The following is a 21,429-nucleotide window of genomic DNA, read 5'->3' as shown; positions in this document are numbered from 1 at the left end:
TATGATAGTGATAGACAAATTAACGAAGGCCTTCGGTTCAAACAAAGTAGTTGATGAGGCCAATACTCAGTTTGAAAAGGGCAAGGTAACATCGATTATTGGCCCGAATGGCGCGGGAAAGAGCACGCTGTTATCTATGGCTTCGCGCTTAACGGAGCGGGATGGTGGTAGTGTTATCATTGATTGCAAGGAAATTGCGGAATGGGACACTAAAGAGTTAGCGAAAAAGCTGGCGGTACTTCGTCAAGCCAACTCGATTACCATGCGATTTACCGTGAAAGAGTTGGTCTCTTTTGGCCGTTTCCCATACTCCAAAGGAAATCTGACCAAAGAAGATCATGCGGTGATTGAACAAGCGATCGACTATCTAGATTTACAAGGTATACAAGACAAATATTTGGATGAATTAAGTGGTGGTCAGCGACAGCTTGCGTTTATTGCCATGGTGATTGCACAAGATACAGACTACGTTTTTCTTGATGAACCACTTAACAATCTAGATATCAAACACTCTCTTCAGATCATGAAAGTGGTCCAGCGGTTAGCTCATGACATGAACAAAGCCATGGTGGTGGTTATTCATGATATTAATTTCGCAGCGTGCTACTCGGATGTCATATTGGCGCTTAAGCAAGGCAAAGTTGTGGCAAGTGGTGCGGTTGAAGAGGTGATTCAGGCGTCTACGCTAGAGGATATCTACGAAACGCCGTTTAACATTATCGAATTAAACGGCAAGCGCATGTGTACTTACCACTAATCCGACCTCAGGGCTTAATGAAAGCGATTCCTCAATGAGGATAGATAGGCGAGTTTACTTGGTGAGCTCGTCTATGATTGGGCATCGGCTTTCAGCGTCTCCCGGACAAGAAGAAACCCAACCTTCAAGTTGCGTTTTGATCTCCATAAGGTGCGCGATTTTTTCTTCAACCTCTCTCAGCTTATCCATGGTTCTTGCTTTTACTTCGCTGCTTTTTCGGTTGGGATTATGGGCAAGCTGCACAAACTCTTTGCATTCTTGCAGTGAAAAGCCAGCGTTTTTTGCGCGTGATACTAAGTTAAGCTCTTGAATATGATTATCTGAATATTCGCGATAGCCAGAGTCGCTGCGCGCTGGTGGAGATATGATCCCTTTGTCTTCATACAATCGAATCGACTTAGATGAAAGCCCAGTAAGCTTTGCGACAGCACCAATATTCATGTTCAACCTCCATAACGTTTAAGGCGAGTATATACCGATGTTGTGGATAAGACACTCCTAAATAACAGTCAGTTACCTGGGGCCTCTTTACTCTTTTATCACTTCATGCGGTGGTACACCAAATACCTTTTTGAAAGCGCAGGTGAAGTTGGAAGGGTGGTGGTATCCGGCTTCATAAGCAGCTTCCGTGATCGTCACTAGGCCACGTTCCAAGTGCTGCCTCGCAATCTCAAGGCGACGAAAGCGAATATAACCATTTACGGTCATATTCAGTGATTGTTTAAATCGGCGCTGCAGGTTTGAAACGCTCATTGAAAACACGCTTGCCAACTTTTCTAAGCCTAGTTCTTGCTCAAGGTGAGTTTCTATATAGCTAACAATATCCTCTATTCGACCATCTGTGTGCCGTTCAAGGTTATTTTTATTAGCACTGAAGTGCTTGGGGATTTGCTCAGTCGCTTGAAGCAAAATTTGATAGATCAAGCTTTCAACTTCCAACTTATCTTGGAATTCTTGTGGTGTTTCTCGGCTTGTCAGCGTTTCAGCCAGTTCGCACAACGCCTGGTTAAGCTCTAGAGGATGAAACGCCTGATGAGAGTTAAAAAAGGACCGATGACGACAGGTTTGGTCAAGGCGAGCCTCTAGCCACTGGGGCTTAACCAATATGTTGATCTTATTAATGAGGTTATCTTTGAGCAGTGAACGACGAAAGTTTGCAGGTTTGAGTAGGTTTACCACGACACCTTTAGGGCCGTCGCTTGCGTCTAAATCAAATTGCAAATCGTCATAGCCAAACGAGAGCTTACCTTCTAAAAGAATAGTGACCAACAGTGAGGCGTGTGCAGTAGAAACAATATGTGAATCAACAAGCTCTAGGCAGCGTCCACCATGAACAAAGATTTGATCATTGTACTGATATGATAGGAATTTGCCTTCTGCCAGTTGAGTTTGACAAGGTTGACCTTGCGTGACGATCCACTGCTTTTCTGTGGCTTCCAGTTTTTGGGTTAAAGCGATCTTGGCAATTCTAGTTCGTTTTGGTGTGACTTCCTGCATTTGACACTTCCTCATAACACTTGTGCGATTTCGCATAATCAAATCGCCTTTGTATTTATAAAACTCATGCTTATTATACCTGAGAATTATTATCATTAATATTTAGGAATGAAGTTATGGAAAGCCCTGCTTGTTCATCTATCAAGCTTTCAAGCCTTTGCCTTGCAGTGGGAATGGCGCTATCAACCCCTGTTTTAGCTCAAGATACCGAGTCACATTTTGAAGAAGTCGTTGTATGGGGAACAAAAGTTTCTAGCAATACCGAGTCGATGTTTGCAGACGATATGTCACTGAAGCAAGCGGATCATATGTCTGATTTACTGCGCGATATTCCCGGTGTGGATGTTGGTGGAACACACTCTGTGAATCAACGTATTACCATTCGTGGTTTGAGCGAAACCGATTTGGACATTCGTCTTGATGGTGCTTCTCAGCATGCGAGCATGTTCCATCACATTGGGAACTTAACGCTAAACCCTGACATTCTCAAATCTGCCGATATCCAGGTAGGTAATAACTCTGTGACTCAAAATGGCTTAGGCGGCTCGGTTTATTTTGAAACGAAAGACGCTCGCGATTTACTTCGTTACGATGAAAAGTTTGGTGCTCGTGTTTATGGCGGTTATGCATCCAACGACAACCAACAAGGCTCGTTGACACTGTACGGGCTTTTGTCCGAAAACATTGATGCGATGGTTTATGGCCATTACGTTACGCGCGATGACTTTGAAGATGGTGACGGCAACAAAACCTATGGCGCTGCGGGCGATGTTTACAACATTCTGGCTAAGTTGGGGTATGAACTAAACGACATCCATCGTTTTGAGCTCTCTTATGACATGTACCGAGACAGTGGTGATTACAGTCCGCGTCCTGATATGTCGGGTAGTGCGAACAATGGCTTATCGAGCACGTTACTTATTCCTACGGATTATGACCGAGATACCGTTACCTTGAGTTACGAGCTGCGAGGCGAACAACATCAAGGTAACGTCACACTTTATAATACCGAGACGGAAATTAAACGGGATGAGAGCGTTATGGCTCCTCGCTGGCCTTCGAACCGTTTATCGAAGAACACCGCTAAAAACCAAAACTTTGGTTTGAATGGTAAGTTCCAGTCGGATGTTATGTTAGGTGAGTTTGATAATCGAATCACCTATGGTTTCGACTACATGGATAAGACATCTTCAAGTTACTACGGTAGTCGTAAGTTCATGGATGAATCGACCATTTCAACCGCATTGTTTGTAGAAGACCAGTTCTTCTTCTCTGATGCTTTCTTTGTTACCGCAGGTATGCGTTTTGATGATTACAAACGTGAAGCTGAAACGGGGACGAGTAACTATGATGATGTGACCTGGGCCCTAGCAGCAGAATGGGCAGTCACTCAGGATTGGACGTTGTTTGCGAGCGCACGCTCTCTATTCAAAGGCCCTGAGCTGATGGAAACCTTTATTGCTTACCAAGACGTTGCATTTTTAGAGGATGGACTAAAGCCAGAAACGGGGTTGAACACACAGGGTGGTGTCCGTTTTGATAAAACCTTTGATAAGCATTTCTTTGGAGCGAATATTACGGCATTCCAAACGGAAATTGATGATTACATTGCAGACCAGTACCAAAACGCGACTCAAACTTACCTGATTTACAACTTAGGTGATGTTGAGATTAAAGGCTTTGAGGCAAGTGCTTCTTATGGCTACGACAAGTTTAACAGCAAACTTTCTTACTCTAAGTCGGACACCAAAAACAAGAATACCGGTGGCCCTGTTGCTGGGGGTAATGGGCGTAGCATTGATATGGGTGATAGTATTGCTCTAACTTTGGATTACCAGTCAGACGCTTTAGAAACGATCTTCGGGTGGAACTCAATGTTTGTTCTAGAGGAAGACAACGTCTTTGATGGTCAGCCAAAGAAAGCAAGTTATGATGTACATAATCTATATGCTCAATGGGTGCCGTCTAATATTGATGGACTGTCGGTGACCTTTGGTATTGATAATGTATTTGACGAGTTGTACAGCTCTCATGCGTCTCGTTCGGGTACGGCACGTGGCTTCACGCTTGATGACTACGAGCCGGGTCGCAACTTCAAACTTTCTGCTGCTTATCAATTCTAATAGGGCTCCCGAGAGGGGGCGCTTCAAAACACGAGTAAATTCATGATTAAAGAAAGCACCCGAATAGATAGCGAACACGCTGACAAATACTTAGTGACACTTTGTCGGCATTTTGGACGAAAAGTTCCTGCTACTTGGAATGAAAATAGCGGTTTGGTGACATTTCCGACGGGAAAAGCGGAGTTTAACCTTTGTGCATCTAGCTTAACTATAACCTGTGAGGCGGATTCAGAAGAGAAACTGAATACGGTTAAGGCGATCATTTCATCGCATATGGATATGTTTTCTCGTCGAGAAACATTAGCACTTAGCTGGGTTCGTTAGCGCTCGTTTAAGGATGCTGTGATAGAAATGGAATATTAAAAGCAAAAGCCCGCAATCTTATGATTTGCGGGCTTTTATTGTTTGAATGCTATTGCGCTTTCTCAGGCTCTAGGTTTTTTTTTTCCTGCTGCATTTTTGCTAGGAAGTAGATGTTAACGCAAGCTATAAAACCGTTAGTTAGTACTACAGGCCAAGAATCAATCATTAGTCCGTAAGCAGTAAATAGCGCACAACCAATAAAGTTAAGGATACGAAGCTTAACAATATCTTTCATAGTTAGCGAAATAGCGACCATGATTGAAGCTGCATAACCTAAAATCTCAACCATATTCATGTCCATTTTTTGACCCTCTTAAAATCTGCCGAATTTTGTCGGTACCAATTCTTCTCATCTTGAGATTAATGAGGAAGCTCCATGCCTCGAATGGTCTTTTTTTGTTGTATGGACGCACTATATCAATGGAAAAACCGTGATAAAAGCCTCAAATCAAGGTTAAGAGAAGGTTAGCGATTACGCAAACGTTTAGGGCTGGAATTACTGATAATTTTACTTATTGTGTTGATTGATAATAACGATGACATTAATAGCTCAAACACCATTGAAAGTAAGGGAATATTTACATATGATTGAAAATGATAATTATTTTCAAGTGCTGTGTTTATGTATTTTATTATTAGCTTGCTCGTGTTTTTTTTGCTGTATATCAGAACAAAACCGAACTCGTGGTGTGCGGGGATTCATATCGTAAGCCACTTTTTTATCGTTGCATTTTGTCCTGCAATTTATGTTGTTCAATATTTAATCGTTACGTTTTTTTCGTCACCGATATTGATTAAGCTGTCATCACGCTCCGGTGTATACAACATTCTCATTGCTTTTCTTCCATTATTGATCGCAACCGGCAGTCTGGCGTTTAGCTGAATGATTTCATCTCTCTTCTTTTCTTAAAACAACTACACTTAATCAGAATAAGGTATCAATTTCATATAATTATTCGATATCTACGCGTCAGAACATGTGTCACATTTCTGTGACTACGAGTAAGTTTTACTTATGTTGCTTGGTAGTAGGGTATTTATCGATTGTTTAATGATTCAATACTTAGTTTAATCGTATAAAGGTGTGCAGTATGCCGCACTAAATTAATAAGAAACTATCTAAAAAGGTTAATGGGAAACGTAAGCCATTAGCGGAGGTCAGATGAGTACGCACACGGTACCGCAGAGCGCGATTGTAAATGCTGTCAAAGGTGAAGTTTTGGTTTTGGGCCTGGATGGAAACGTTAAGGTCATAAAAGCGGGGGATGAGTTAAGACCTGGCGAGATTATTATCACAGAAAATAATGCTTCTCTCGACGTACAGATAAATAATGAGCTTTATCTGGTCGACGCAAATTGTGTTGCTTGTCTTCCTGTGCCTTCTTCTGAACCACTAGAACCAGTATTGGTACAATCTCCAGTTAATGGCTTGGTGACTTTTGACCCAACGGCTATTGGAAGTGCTGACTTCGACGCCAACGATGTTGCCGCTATCCAGCAAGCTATTTTAGACGGAGCTGACCCTACCGCTATCTTAGAAGCAACAGCTGCTGGCGCAGGTGCTGAAGGCTCGGCTAATGCTGGCTACGTGACGGTTGAATATAATAACCCGGAAGTACTTGCCTCCACCTTTTTTGAGACGTCAGCGACTCGTAGCGGTGTAGAAGAACGCGATGAAGCTGATGATTTAGATGTCACTATCTTTGCCGATGGCGGACAATCATTGCAATCTAGCGTAACAGAAGGCTCAATTTCTCTATCAAGCTATCCGCAAAACATTTCTTCTAGTGTGCTGGTTGAAGCAGGGGATCTCGCACTTGATACCGCTTCATTTGTACCTGAAACGTCCTCATTAGAGTCTTTGTTAACCGAGTTAAATAGTGATATTACCTCTGCTGGTCAGCCAGTGGCGTTCGTTTATGACGAAGCGCAAAATGCCATTATCGGCACTCAAGAAGGTAACGAAGTGCTTCGTATAGAGATCGAAGCGACATCTTTAGGCCGTGATTTAGAGTTAGAGGTCGTTACCACGATTAGCCAGGGCATTGACCATGTCGCTTCTGTTGCTGATGGTCAAGTTTCCATCTCCGGTGATCAAATCAATATCGCTTTTGACATTACAGGCGCAGATATTGGTGGTAACAGTATTCAAGCACCTATCGATTTCACGACGACCGTTATTGATGGCGATGATCCGGCGCCGCAAAACGTTACTTTCGAAAACGTTGAATCTTCTTCTACTCCGATTACTGGCACCTTTGTTGATATTGGTAGTGATCAATTGGCAACGGTCACATTTAATCAAGAAGGACTTAGTCAATTTGATGGCCTATCGAGTGATAATCAGGCGACAGAGGCGGTACTATCTGAAGACGGCAGCACTATCACCTTGTCCATTGCGGGCTCTAATGAAACCGTTTTAACTATCAGTCTTAACACTGATGGTACCTACCAATTTGAGCAATTTAAGCCGTTAGAACAAACAAACGGTGAAGATACGATTGAGCTCTCTTTGCCAACCACAATCGTCGATTTCGACCAAGATACGGCAAGCAACACCTTTACGTTAAACATCCTTGATGGCGATAATCCGGTGATTGAAAACGTGACGGGATTGTCTTTGGACGAGGCGGGGGTTGACCAAGGTTCACAGGAAGGCGCGGTAGTAACAAGTGGGACTGGGTCGATCACGACAGCGGTCGGAAGTGATATCATTGATCACTATGAGTTGGAACCTACAGAGTTTAATGTTGGTGGAGAACTCCAATCTCAAGGGCAAGTTGTTCAATTAGAACTAGCGTCCGAGAGTAACGGCGTACGTACTTACGAAGGCTTCATCGAGCTGGATGGTGTGCGTATTACCGTATTTGATGTGGCGATTGATGCACCTGCATTGGGCGAATACCAATTCAACTTGTATGAACAACTTGACCATACGGGTGCTAACGATGACTCGCTTACTTTCTCACTGCCAGTTTACGCGGTAGATGCGGATGGTGACCGTTCCTCGATTACCGAGAGTTCGAACACACCAGAAGCAGCGCAAATTGTCATTCAAGTTCAAGATGACGTTCCTTCGATTGATGGCGTTGAGGCACTAGCCGTCGATGAAGACGATTTATCAAGCATCGGCTCCGATCAAAGCGACTCTGTGCTCGCGCAAGGTAGCTTCACGACGACTCAGGGCTCAGACCGAGTTGTAAGTTATCAATTAGAGAGCGGAACTGATCCACTCAATGGGTTGGAATCACAGGGTCGATCTATTTCTCTGACGGAAACAGCCAACTCAGATGGCAGCTTTACCTATTCTGCAACGGCAGAATGGGACGCTATCTTCACCTTACAAGTGAACCCTGACGGTTCTTATTCATTTGCTCTTGAAGGTCCAATCGATCATGCTGTGGGTAGTGATAGCTTAACTCTAGACTTCACTATTGTCGCAACGGACTTTGACGGTGACACCAGTTCACTTGTTCTACCGGTAACCATTACTGATGATGTGCCAACCATTAACGACGTTGTTGTTCTTACCGTCGATGAAGATGACTTAAGTTCGGTAGGCTCTGACCAATCACAGCCAACGTTGGTTGTGATTGGTCAGTTCACGACGACTCAGGGTTCTGATGGCGTCGTACAGTATCAGTTGGATGTAAATGCAGATCCTTTAAATGGCCTGCAATCTCAAGGGCAAACCGTTTCCATTGCCGAAACTCAAAATGCAGACGGCAGTTACACTTACAGCGCAACGGCAAATGGCAGTGCAGTCTTCACACTTATTTTGAATACCGACGGCTCGTACAGTTTTGAGCTGGAAGGTCCAATCGACCATGCGGCAGATAGCGACAGCTTAACCCTTGATTTTAGTGTTATTGCTACAGACTTCGATGGTGACACAAGCCAAATTGTACTGCCAGTCACCATCGTGGATGATAAACCGACTATTACCGATGTTGATGCGATTACCGTTGATGAAGATGACTTAGGCACGATTGGCTCAGATCAAACTGACCCGATTTCAATCGATGGCAACTTCACCACCACACAAGGTTCTGACCGAGTAGTGAGCTATCAGCTTGACGCGTCTGCAACACCAGTGGCTGGACTCACATCGCAAGGCGTGGCAGTCACGCTAACTGAAACCGCAAACGGCGATGGCAGCTTTACTTACGAGGCGACAGCGGGGACTGAAGCGGTCTTTACGCTGACAGTGAATACCGATGGCTCTTATAACTTCACGCTTGAAGGGCCAATCGACCACGCGGTAGATAGCGATGAGTTAACGCTGAACTTCCCAATCATCGCAACAGACTTTGATGGCGATACCACAAACGCCACGATCCCAGTGACGATCGTGGACGATAAGCCAGTTATTACTGACGTGGATGCCATTACGGTTGATGAAGATGATCTAGCGTCAATTGGCTCAGACCAAAGCAATCCAATTTCTATTGATGGCAACTTTACTACCACACAAGGCTCTGACCGAGTGGTGAGTTACCAACTTGATGCTTCTGCAACACCGGTTGACGGTTTAACGTCGCAAGGCGTGGCTGTCACACTGACAGAAATCGCAAATGGTGATGGTAGTTTCACTTATGAAGCGACTGCGGGTGGCAACCCAGTATTTACTCTGACAGTAGATACTGATGGCTCTTACAACTTCACGCTAGAAGGGCCAATTGATCACGCGGTGGATAGTGACGAGCTGACACTCAACTTCCCAATTATCACAACCGACTTTGATGGCGACACCGTTACTGAAACCATTCCAGTCACGATTGTTGATGATGTACCGACCATTACAGCGGTGGATGCGTTGAGTGTCGATGAAGATGACCTTGGCGGTGTGGGCTCGGACCCAGGCGGCGATCTGTTCGTTGAAGGCGCGTTTACTACCACACAAGGCTCTGACCGAGTGGTGAGCTACCAACTGGATTCAACAGCAGATCCTGTTGCGGGGCTGACATCTCAAGGTGAGGCGATTACCTTGGTGGAAACCGCGAATGGTGATGGCAGCTTTACCTATGTTGCGACCGCAGACGGCAATCCAGTCTTCACGTTAAACGTCGCAACGGATGGTACGTACGACTTTACGCTGCAAGGCCCGATTGACCATGCAGCTAACAGCGACAACCTGACGATTGATTTCCCAATTATTGCCACTGATTTTGATGGTGATACGACTTCGGCAACCATTCCAGTCACGATTACGGATGATGCACCAGTCATCGATAACGTCGTGCCGCTGGCTGTGGATGAAGATGATCTCTCAGGTATTGGCTCAGACCAAAGCGACGCTGTTTATGTAGAAGGTGCGTTCACGACCACTCAAGGGTCAGACCGTGTGGTGAGCTACCAACTTGACTCAACGGCTGATCCTGTTTCGGGGTTAACTTCGCAAGGTGAGCCTGTTACCTTGGTAGAGACTGCGAATGCCGATGGCAGCTTTACTTACGTTGCTACCGCGGATGGTAACCCTGTCTTCACCATGAATGTGAATGCAGACGGTACATACAACTTCCGTCTGGAAGGTCCGGTCGACCATGCGTTAAACAGCGATGAGTTAGTACTGAACTTCCCAATCATTGCGACGGATTTTGATGGTGACACGACTACTGCGACCATTCCAGTCACCATTACTGATGACGTTCCAAGCATCGACAACGTTGTTCCACTGACAGTAGACGAAGATGATCTCGCCACAATTGGCTCAGACCAAAACGATGATGCGTTTATGTCTGGTTCTTTTAGTACGACAGAAGGCTCGGACAGCGTTGTTAAATACCAGCTTGATGCAACCGCGGATCCTCTAGCAGGGTTAACTTCTCAAGGTGAACCTGTTGTGCTTGCTGAGACGGCAAACGGTGATGGTAGCTTTACTTACACTGCCACAGCAGATGGCAATGCCGTATTTGAATTAGTGCTGAAGCCAGATGGCAGCTACACCTTTACTCTGCAAGGTCCACTAGACCATGCGATGAGTAGCGACAGCCTACAAATCGATTTCCCGGTTATCGCAACAGACTTTGATGGCGACACTTCAACTAAAATACTGCCTGTCACTATTGTTGATGATCAGCCAAGCATCACTAATGTTGATGCGATCAGCGTGGATGAAGATGACTTGGCGACGATTGGCTCTGATCAAAACGAGTCCGTGTCGATTGATGGTCACTTTGTCACGATGGGCTCTGATCATGTTGTGCGTTATCAGTTAGACGCGTCCTCTAACCCTGTTGATGGCTTAACCTCACACGGGGTAGTGATGACAATTACGGAAAGCGCGAATACGGATGGCAGTTTTACCTATACCGCTACCGCAGGATCAGAAGCCGTATTTACCTTGACGGTGAACAGCGACGGCAGTTACAACTTCACGCTTGAAGGTCCAATTGACCATGCAACAGGTAGTGATGATCTGACGCTGAACTTCCCAATCATCGCGACAGATTTTGATGGTGATACCACCACAGAAACGATCCCAGTCACCATCGTCGATGACAAGCCGACTATTACTGATGTCGATGCGATTACCGTTGATGAAGATGATTTAGCCACGATTGGCTCGGATCAAAACGATCTAATATCAATCGATGGCAACTTCACCACAACGCAAGGCTCTGACCGAGTGGTAAGCTATCAGCTCGACGCTTCTGCAACACCAGTGGCTGGACTCACATCACAAGGCGTGGCAGTTACATTGGCTGAAACCGCAAACGGCGATGGAAGCTTTACCTATAAAGCAACAGCGGGTTCTGAAGCGGTCTTTACGCTGACGGTGAATACCGATGGTAGCTATCAGTTTACGCTTGAAGGGCCAATCGACCATGCTGTTGATAGCGATGAGCTGACACTCAATTTCCCAATTATTGCGACAGACTTTGATGGCGACACGTCAGTTGAGACAATTCCTGTCAAGATTGTTGATGACAAGCCGACGCTTGGTGGCATCGAAGCAACAAGTGTGCAAACGGTTGATGAGGACGATATCCCAACGGTCGGATCTGATGGTACGCAGTCGAACAGCATTGCAGGTAACTTCATCGCGACTGATGGCTCTGATGGCATTGTCGAGTACGGTGTTTCTGACCTAACGACGCCAGTACAAGGCCTGACCTCTGGTGGTCAATCACTGGTCATGGTTGAAGTATCAAACGCAGGTGGCGTTTCAGTTTACGAAGCGCGTATTGATGGCACGACGACACCAGTATTCCGAGTGACCCTTGATGCCTCTGATGACAGCTACACGTTCGATTTGCTCGCTCCTCTCGATCATCCAAATGCTGATGGCCAAAATGAACTGGTCATCAATTTGCCGATAAACGCGACTGACTTTGATGGAGACGTGTCGAACAACATCACCTTACCAATTACGGTTGTGGATGATGTTCCGACCATTGATGGTTTACTAGCAGGCAGTGAACAAACCGTTGATGAAGATGACTTACCAGCAGGCACTGATGCTGCAAGTGCAGAAGATACTGTTATTTCAGGTACTTTTGATATCACCGAAGGTGCTGACCAAGTTGCTTCTATTCAGCTGAGTGACCTGACCACGCCTGTTGCTTCTCTGACTTCAGATGGTGATGCTATCACCTTAGTTTTGTCTTCTAGTGCAAACGGCGTGAACGTATACCAAGGTGTCTCTGGCAATCCTGCTGAAGTGGTGTTCGAACTGACGTTGGATGCAACGAACAATTCCTACGAGTTCGATTTACAGAAGCCGCTTGATCACCCAGATGGTAACCAGCAAAACGAGATCATTATTAACCTTCCTGTGACGGTGACGGACAATGATGGTGATACTTCACCAGCCTTCACATTGCCAATTACCGTTGTGGACGATGTTCCGGTTGTTACCAACATTGAAAGTTTACGTGTCGACGAAGATGATTTACCTCTTGGTTCTGATGGCACTAAAGAGCCATTAACGGTATCAGGTGAATTTGACGTTACTAGCGCAGATGGTATTGATGCGTTCGAATTGGATCTGAGCTCAAATCCTATCCCGAATCTGAAATCGGGTGGAGAAGAGGTAACACTTTCTCAAGACGTTGGTGCTTCAACTGCTGACGCGCTTGTTTACGTGGGACAAACTCCGGGTGGAGTGACTGCCTTCACGTTGACACTTCATCAAGATGGTAAATACGACTTTGAGTTATCTGGTCAGTTAGATCATGCGGTTAACTCTGATGAGATTTTGTTGAATCTACCTGTGAAGATCACGGATGGCGACAACGATACCATCACTGCGACCTTGCCAGTGACCATCGTAGATGACAAGCCAACCATTGATGCTATTAGCTCTGGTAGTACCTTGTCTGTGGATGAGGATGATATTCCAAACCAAGGTTCGGACGACACGCCAGAATCCAATATCATTGGTGGCAACTTTGACGTTACTGATGGTGCCGATTCTATCGTTAGCTTCCAGTTGGATAGTTTAACATCGCCCGTTTCGGGCCTTACCTCAGGTGGTCAGCCGCTTGAATTGGTTGAGTTTTCAAATTCAAATGGTGTGATTGAGTACCGAGCTTACGTACAAGGTACGACGGATACCGTCTTTAAACTGACGCTAAATGGCTCAGCAGACAGCTATGAATTTGAACTGTTGGGTGCACTTGATCATCCTGCGGGTAACGATGAAAACTCGTTGGTCATTAACTTCCCAGTCAACGCGACTGATTTTGATGGCGATGTGTCCAATAACATCACCTTGCCGATCACCGTGGTGGACGATGTTCCAGCGATTGTGAAAGTGACAGACTCTAGCCAACAAACCGTTGATGAAGATGATCTTGCCGGTGGCTCTGATACGACAAGTGGCGATTCGACGGTACTGACTGGCGGATTTGAAGTCGTTGATGGCGCAGATGAGATTGTCAGCTACCAAATTTCTGATCTCAATGCAGTTGTGTTTGGCTTAACTTCGAACGGCAGCAGTATCGAGTTGAATGTGGTGAGCTCGGTTGGTGGTGTAACCAGTTACGAAGCGGTGATTACTGGCACATCAACTAAGATCTTCACGCTGTCTCTTGATGCGAATAATGACAGCTACCAATTTGAGCTGTTGGGACCAATCGACCATGACGCTGTTCAAGGTGAAAACAACCTTGTCATTGATATCCCAATTACAGTTACAGATTTTGATGGTGACACGTCATCATCACTGAATCTTCCAATCACCATCGTTGATGACGTTCCCGAAATTAAATCAGCAGATGCTTTGGCTGTTGATGAGGATGACCTCGCTAATGGTTCTCAGGCAACCAACAAAGACAGCCTTGAAGCAACGGGTAATTTCGATACGGTGGAAGGGGCAGATACCGTTGTCTCTTACCAGTTGGATCTTACTTCTAACCCGATACCAGGAGTAACTTCAGGTGGCCTCGCGGTGACGTTAGTTCAAACCGCGGTAAGCAACAACAACTTTACTTATCAAGGTAAAACACCTGATGGTAACTCAGTGTTCACGCTAGTTTTGAACGCTGACGGCTCTTACAAGTTTACGCTTGAGGGGGCGCTAGACCACTCAACCCAAGGCGAAGATACACTCATACTTGATCTCCCAGTCTTCGCGACCGATGTCGATGGCGATACGGCCGGTATTAACTTACCAGTGACGATTACCGATGATGTTCCAACCTTGTACGATGCATCTATTTCGCGTGTTGAGGGGCAAGGCAGCCGCACGGTTCATTTATTCCAAGACCCTGTAGAAGGTGATGACGATCTTGGTGCTGACGGCGCACAAATAACTTCATTTTCGGCTGATGATTCAGGCATTTACTTTAAGCAAAACGGTGTTGATTCCGATTCTGTCGATTTGAACGGCAGTGACCAAGTTGTGTACGTTCACAAGGTTCTTGACGGAGTGGATACTGAAATCGGTCGTCTGATTGTTCGAACTGATGGCCGTGTGTCATTCCGTCCGAATGACGATCTTGACCATACCGAAACCGACTCGATTGATTTCACCATCAACGTTGTTGCAACCGATGGTGATGGCGACATTGCTGATGCCGATGTGGATATCTCGATAAGAGACCGTAATGCGCAAATTGACACGTCTACCGTTACTGCGTTCGAGGACCAAGGGCGTGATGGTGTCGTTGTGGGCGTTGACTCTGCAAATACTCAGGATAACTTGTCGACGCTGGATGTGACGCCGGCGAAAGTCGATTTGGTTATCGATTTGCATGATATCGATCGTAACGAAAGCTTAGGTGATATCACTATTCGAGATGCTGATACTCACAACGGTACGTTCTACTACCGAGACGGCAGTGGCAACTACATTGAATTAACATCTGTGGGCAATACGGTTGTTCTCGACGCATCAAATGTCGAGCAGTCATTCAATGGTGAGCTTGTCTCGTTAGATAACTTGTACTTCGTACCAGATCGTCATACATCAACCGATGCTTCTGGTATCGATCCTCGTATCCGTGTGGAAATTCTTAACAATGGTACGCCAGATCATACGATTAATGGTCGTTTAGACATTGAAGTTGCTGCCGTTGCAGATATTGCGACTTGGACGACGAGCAGCGAGTTTAACTATTCTGTCGATGAAGACGGAAACAACGTCGCACTTAATATCACGGCGGAAACTCAGGATACTAGTAATCCTGAAGATATAGTGTACGAGCTCGTCTTTACACAAGGGGAAGGTAACGCAGAGTTAGTATATTCGGATGGTAGTGCGATTCCAAAAACTGGTGGTGTGTATCTCGTAGATGCCAGCCGAATTGGTGACGTTCAAATTGACCCAATCGATAATTTCTCGGGCGAAATCAAGATTGATGTAACCGCCATTACAACAGAAAACAATAATCCGTTATCAGGGAAGGAAACGGCACGTTCAGAGACAGAAACTATCATCATTGATGTTAACCCAATCGCGGACCCAGGTAGTTTTACAGTCAACCGAATCAATGTCTTTGAGGATAGCGCTCGAACTCAAGACACCGTCAATCCTGTCACAGATCATGACCCACTTCAGTTAAGTGAAGTGATTACCATGAAGCCGTCTGCGGATTTAGATGGTTCTGAAGCACTGTTTGTGCGTATTTCTGACTTCTCAATTGATGGCGTTACGTTAGTGTGGCTTGATTCAGCAAACCCAAGCCAAATCGTGGAAGTGACCGATTCAAGCGGCAATGTACTCTATTACGAAGTGCCAGAATCTGAGTTAGCCAAGGTCGAAGTGCTTCCTCCGTTGCACAGCAATGATGACTTTACTTTCAACGTTGAAGGTATCGTCAAAGACACGGCATCGTTATCTAATGGGGTTGCCGAAGATATGTTGTCACTAGGCAACAAAACAGTGATCGTCGGTGTGAAAGGCGTAGCTGACATACCATTTATTGAGCTTAATGATAAATCAGGGATCTGGCATGAGTTTAATGACGGCAATGTAAGAGGTATTGAGACTAATATCGATGAGAATAGTCAAGTAGAGTTGGGCTTTAGTGTCATCTCTGGCGAGTTACCAGATAACCCGAATGATCACTCAGAGTCGGTTACGGTTCTGCTGTCCAATATTCCGGCAGGTGTCGAGGTATTTGATAGCGATGGTGCATCCGTCGATCTGACCTTTGTAGGCTATGACGCGCAAAATCAGCCAATCTATGAAGCCAATATCACCACGGCGAATATTAATTCTGGAATTGTTATTAAACCGGAAGCGTCATCGACGGAGAACATTCATATTACAGCGACGACGATCGTCACAGAGAATGATGGTCACAGTCGAACCTCATCGGGTGAGATCCGAATTATTGTCGCTCCTGTCATTGATGCGCAAGATAACTACACGGTTCAATCAGAAGGTGATGAAGATACACGCTTTAATATTGATTGGAAGCCAACGTTGGCTCAAAGCCCTGATACAGACGAGTTCTTTAGTGATGTGACGATTTCTGGATTTCCTCCAGGCAGCACGGTTTATGTCGATGGCGTAGCACAAACATTGGTTTCTGGAACATTAACACTTTCGCCACTAGCGAACGAGTCGGAGCAAGACTTTTCTGCTCGAATCTCTCAAAGCGGGTATGTCCAGGTGCAATTAGAGCAAGACTCCAGTACTGACTTTGATTTGAATACTACGGTGACGGTGAAAGAGATTGACCACGAATATGTCGATGCTTCTAATCCAGGGCAGGGAATTGCAGAAAAAACCATCAATGGCATGGTGCATGTCCAAGTCAATCCAATCGTTGAGCCAGAAAATACAACAGGATCGCTAGACGCCCAGACACGTTTGCTTGTTACTGAAAGCACTGGCGTTGTCACTGACATCGTGAAGTCAGACGGTCAAGGGAACATTGATTTTACGATCAATACTTCAACGGGTGGGGAGTCTGGTGCGAATATCATCAAATACCAAGAGTTTGACGCCTCTTCAGATGAAGTGGTGACTCAGCTTGTTGTTCAGTTCCACAATGTCGACCCTGAGATTCTCAATCAATTGGTCATTGTTGGTGCATTGAACGAAGGCGGCGGTCGATGGACAGTCATTGACGAAGAAAACTTCTCGATTAAAGCGCCTTCGGGTCTTGATTTAACGCCAAACGACGACAGCGATGATGGTGACAACGGCGGTCTATCTCAAATTGGGTTAACCATCTATGCCGAGGTCAACGATTTAGGTGAAGATGCCGTTGAAAAAGACGCAACAGTAGTAAGAGAAACTGACGTGACACTTGAGTTTCCGACGGTTCTCACGCCGCAAATAAGTGTTGCAGCTGAAATTCAGGTGGCTGATGACGTCCAAATTGAAGCATCGGAAGATAATGCGATCGACCTTGGCACTCAATTGACGTCGAAAGTCGATGCGATTAATGCGGATGGTGTGGAAGATGTTTTGACTGTTGTTATTGATCCATCCGCACCCGGTATTCCTCCAGGCTTGGTGATAACAGGCACTGATATCGATTTTGTCAATGGTAAATACGTTTTCCAAGCAGATATTGATGCTAGTGGCAATATCACAGGTTTGGACGGTTTAACGATGCACTTGGCAGAAGATTATGCTGGTGATTTCGAATTGCCTGTGAGGTTTGTCACCAAAGACACAGAGTCTGGCGACGAAAAAGAAAACAACGTGCGAATTCCAGTTCAGGTTTTACCGATTGCAGATGTTCCGAGTTCGGCGGGTGATCAGCCATTAGATGGTGATGTTACACCAAATGTGACAGTGGATATCACAGGTACTCTCGGTTTAGACGCTAACAAACAACCCGTTGATGACCTAAATAACGATGTACCAACGGCGGATGGTGTGGGTTATGAAGATGGTTTAATCCAACTTAATCTAAATGTCGATTTTGCCGACCGTTATAACAATATCCAAGGTGGTCAGGAAACGCTAACGAATATCAAGTTAGAGCTCGATGACACAACACTGGGGGAGTTTGTTGACGCAAATGGCAATAGCTTAGGGACAAGTATTGAGTTTAATGAAGCAGAGATTTTAGCGGGTGCGCTTGATAATGTTCTGTTTAAGCCGAAAGAAAATTATCCCGTAGGTGGGGGACAAAACACCGTCAAGATTAATATCGAAGGAGAGATCACGGACGAGGCTGTATTTGATCAGTCTATCCTAAATAACCCTGGCGATAATATCGACATAAGAACTTTTACTGATGACGTGACATTCGAAGTTACGCCAGTGGTGGACGATATTACGATTACAGGTGCCGATCCTACGAAGCCAATTACCGTGGTTGGTGACGAAGATACTTTAATTTCGTTGAATCAATCGGGCTCAGGGGTTTCGATCAGCTTAAACGATAATGATGGCTCTGAAAGTTTCGTTTCACTCAAGTTAACAGGGATCCCTGATGACTTTGTCGTGCAATCCAATTCCTCTGATTATGTTGTTAAGAACAACGGCGGAGGAGAATGGAGTATTCAGCTAAAAGACCTTACTCAGACATCCGTTGATTTGAGTGACATCCAAATCAAACCGCCGAAAAACTTCAGTGGCGAGGCAGAGATTGGCATTACCGTGTTCATCCAAGAAGAATTGTTACAAGTACCAACTGAGCGAACTAATAACTTTACGCTGGTTGTGAATCCTATTGGCGATGATGTCGATGTGAATCCTGATACTTCAGCTGCGGGGAATGAGGGAGAAGATATTGTTATCAACGTCAATGCGTTGGTGGTTGATAACAAAGAGTCCATCGGAGATGGCGCAACCTACCAGGAAAATGATCCAGAGACGCTGAGAGTTGAGATTTCAAATGTCCCTGATGGGGCGAGTGTTTCATTACCTGATGGAACGGTGTTTACTGATCAAGGAAATGGAGTCTTCGTATTAGAAATCGATGCTCAAGATTTGGATCAAGTGGTCTTTAATTCTGGTGATCGAAACGATAACTCATGGGGAGGGTCACTGCATTTCAAAGTGCAAGCGGTTGATACCGGGCTCGATGGTCGACAAAGTTTAGGTTCAGCCGAGGAGTTTGACGTAGCTGTTGATGTTGAAGCGGTGAATGATCGACCGGAGTTCGTGAATGTCATTAACGTTGAAACACCAGAAGACAACGCTATCCTGCTGGATACATTTGGTATTTCGGATGTGGATGCGGTACTTGATGATCCTACCGCAGAGTATGTCTTGAATATTGCTGTCGATAGCGGTTACTTAGCGCTCAATCCATCGATTATTGCCAATTACGGATTGACGGTTTCTGGAGACGGCACGGGTTCAATTGAACTGAAAGGAACCGTATCTGACCTTAACGCCGCTATCACTGATGGTCTAGTGGAGTTTAACCCAGCGCTTAACTTCTTTGGTAACGTCAATGTCGACATCTCTGTCGATGACCAAGGCAACGAAGGGATTGTGATTAGCGGTGTCAATGAAACACTCAATTCAAATAGCAGCCAATTTGTAATTGAAGTCACAGAGGTGAATGATGCGCCAACAACATCGGAAGTGACGCTGACAAGTATTGATGAAGACAGCGGCGCTGTTATTGTTACCGCAGCGGACTTGCTGGTTAATGCGGTTGATATTGAGTCGGATAATTTAACCGTTAGCAATGTTACGCTTGTCGACCCTGCAGCAGGGACGCTTACTCAACTGAGCTCAACGGAGTGGAGCTTTGAACCTGCTCCTGATTTTTACGGGGATGTAAGCTTTAATTACGATATTACGGATGATGGCATGACCAATGGCGTCTCGGATCCGAAGACCGTCAGTGGCTCAGCCGTGATGACAGTGCAGGCGATTAACGATGCTCCGGAGATTGATGGCTCAATGGTCACAAATACGATTGTGGAGTCATCGGATCAAAAAATCTCAGGTATCGAAATTACCGATGTTGATTTTGCAGGTGTTCATGAGAATGAAATCATGACGGTGTCACTCAGCATCGATGAGGGTGATATAAGTGTCGTTGTCCCGGCGGGGAGTGGCATTACTCAAGGCGTTGGTTTAGCAGGTGAAACTGTACTGATGGGGACTTTGTCTAAGCTTAATAGTCTTTTCGCTTCGACGGATCCGGATGTCGGTGTATTTATTGATGCCAGTGACGTGAACAGCAATTCTATTGCGCTTACCGTTACCGCTGATGACAATGGTATCTTCTATGACAACTTAACGGGTACCTCACTACAAACATCAGAAACGTTTGATATTAACGTAACGCCTGTCGCTGACGTACCAAACTTGGCCATTGATCAGAACTTTAGTTACATTCAAAGAATTAGTGCGAGTCAAAGTGCAAGCCGTCAAGGCATCGCGCTGGTGGGTATTATGGCTGCGTTGACCGATGTCGATGAAGTACTGGCCTTAGAGCTCACAGGCGTGCCAAGAGGAGCCACGATCACGAGTGAGGCCACAACATCGAATATCAGCTTTGATGGTACAACATGGACTGTTCCAGAAGATGAAATTGATACGCTACACATCAATAATGCGATCCCGGGAGATTACGATATTACATTGACTGCGGTTTCTACTGCATCAAATGGTGACCAAGCGTATTCAACGCCATTAGATATTAATCTAAACGTTACGCTAAATAGTCAAGATATTGATCAGTCTGCTGAAAGTGAAGACAGCTATCTTATTGGTAGTGATGCAGGCATTACTTTAGCAGCAGGTACGGGAGATGATTATATCCTAGGAGGAGATGGAGATGACGTGCTTATCGGCGGACTAGGCTCTGATATTCTCACTGGTGGTGCGGGTAGCGATATCTTTAAATGGACAGAAGACACGGTGGATAATGGTGCGATTGACACCATCACTGACTTTAGCGTCAATGAGGACACCATTGACCTCAAAGACGTGATCGCTGATTTGAATGACCCAACGGCAGGTATTGATGATTTACTTGCGCACATTCAAGCCGATTACGACGCATCAACAGAAAATGTTTCTCTGAACATTACGACGGATGCAAATGTCCAGCAAACCATTGTTGTGGAAAACTTAGGTACATCGATAGACTTCAACGGTCTTAGCTCCAATGAGATTGTAGAGTCATTGCTGAATCACGGTGTTATTGATAACGGATAAGTTTGGATTCAACATAAAACGGGCGGCTTTAACAAGGCGTCCGTTTTTATTGGGAGTTATTGGTTTTTATCGAGACTTATTGAATCGAAATAGCACAACATTAGGTAGCAAAAGAGGGCTTGTTACGGATTTGTAGTGACAGGTCGGAA

General features: G+C 45.3%; 7 protein-coding genes. 4 read left to right on the top strand and 3 right to left on the bottom strand.

Annotated elements, in window-relative coordinates; all coding sequences use genetic code 11:
• Position 1 precedes the first annotated feature (1 nt).
• Positions 2 to 757 carry an iron chelate ABC transporter ATP-binding protein VctC gene (gene vctC / locus NB463_RS11180; protein ID WP_005397181.1) on the top strand — a complete coding sequence of 252 codons (756 nt, stop codon included), beginning with the start codon at positions 2 to 4 and terminating at the stop codon, positions 755 to 757.
• Between the two features lie 54 nt (positions 758 to 811).
• Here vctC and cueR read toward each other — a convergent pair whose 3' ends face one another.
• Together cueR and NB463_RS11170 are read right to left on the bottom strand one after the other, a co-directional pair.
• Positions 812 to 1,198 (bottom strand): Cu(I)-responsive transcriptional regulator, encoded by a 387-nt coding sequence (gene cueR / locus NB463_RS11175; RefSeq protein WP_012842332.1) that lies wholly within the window; start codon positions 1,196 to 1,198, stop codon positions 812 to 814.
• 87 nt (positions 1,199 to 1,285) lie between these two features.
• Positions 1,286 to 2,254 carry a helix-turn-helix domain-containing protein gene (locus NB463_RS11170; protein WP_258430987.1) on the bottom strand — a complete coding sequence of 323 codons (969 nt, stop codon included), beginning with the start codon at positions 2,252 to 2,254 and terminating at the stop codon, positions 1,286 to 1,288.
• A 116-nt stretch (positions 2,255 to 2,370) separates the two neighbouring features.
• Here NB463_RS11170 and NB463_RS11165 point away from each other — a divergent pair, with 116 nt between their 5' ends.
• Complete coding sequence (locus NB463_RS11165; protein WP_258515991.1) at positions 2,371 to 4,377, top strand: TonB-dependent siderophore receptor; 2,007 nt, start codon at positions 2,371 to 2,373, stop codon at positions 4,375 to 4,377.
• Between the two features lie 42 nt (positions 4,378 to 4,419).
• Complete coding sequence (locus tag NB463_RS11160) at positions 4,420 to 4,701, top strand: DUF2218 domain-containing protein (RefSeq protein WP_033906471.1); 282 nt, start codon at positions 4,420 to 4,422, stop codon at positions 4,699 to 4,701.
• Positions 4,702 to 4,789: 88 nt separating this feature from the next.
• On the opposite strand, the gene NB463_RS11155 is transcribed toward NB463_RS11160, so the two are convergent.
• Positions 4,790 to 5,041 carry a YgjV family protein gene (locus NB463_RS11155; RefSeq protein WP_130546280.1) on the bottom strand — a complete coding sequence of 84 codons (252 nt, stop codon included), beginning with the start codon at positions 5,039 to 5,041 and terminating at the stop codon, positions 4,790 to 4,792.
• Positions 5,042 to 5,902: 861 nt separating this feature from the next.
• On the opposite strand from NB463_RS11155, the gene NB463_RS11150 reads away from it, so the two are divergent.
• On the top strand, positions 5,903 to 21,280 hold the full coding sequence (locus NB463_RS11150) for a retention module-containing protein (protein ID WP_258431220.1): 15,378 nt from the start codon (positions 5,903 to 5,905) through the stop codon (positions 21,278 to 21,280).
• The last annotated feature ends 149 nt before the right edge of the window (positions 21,281 to 21,429 follow it).

The organism is Vibrio sp. RM-41-2B, from assembly GCF_024744415.1.
In the GTDB taxonomy this organism is placed as follows: domain Bacteria; phylum Pseudomonadota; class Gammaproteobacteria; order Enterobacterales; family Vibrionaceae; genus Vibrio; species Vibrio diabolicus.
This window is presented reverse-complemented; position numbering and strand designations above follow the sequence as displayed.

What these genes read in the sequence shown, in the direction of transcription:
- NB463_RS11155 (WP_130546280.1), bottom strand. Translation starts at nt 5,041, where the DNA reads ATGGACATGAATATGGTTGAGATTTTAGGTTATGCAGCTTCAATCATG.
- NB463_RS11150 (WP_258431220.1), top strand. Translation starts at nt 5,903, where the DNA reads ATGAGTACGCACACGGTACCGCAGAGCGCGATTGTAAATGCTGTCAAA.
- cueR (WP_012842332.1), bottom strand. Translation starts at nt 1,198, where the DNA reads ATGAATATTGGTGCTGTCGCAAAGCTTACTGGGCTTTCATCTAAGTCG.
- NB463_RS11160 (WP_033906471.1), top strand. Translation starts at nt 4,420, where the DNA reads ATGATTAAAGAAAGCACCCGAATAGATAGCGAACACGCTGACAAATAC.
- NB463_RS11165 (WP_258515991.1), top strand. Translation starts at nt 2,371, where the DNA reads ATGGAAAGCCCTGCTTGTTCATCTATCAAGCTTTCAAGCCTTTGCCTT.
- vctC (WP_005397181.1), top strand. Translation starts at nt 2, where the DNA reads ATGATAGTGATAGACAAATTAACGAAGGCCTTCGGTTCAAACAAAGTA.
- NB463_RS11170 (WP_258430987.1), bottom strand. Translation starts at nt 2,254, where the DNA reads ATGCAGGAAGTCACACCAAAACGAACTAGAATTGCCAAGATCGCTTTA.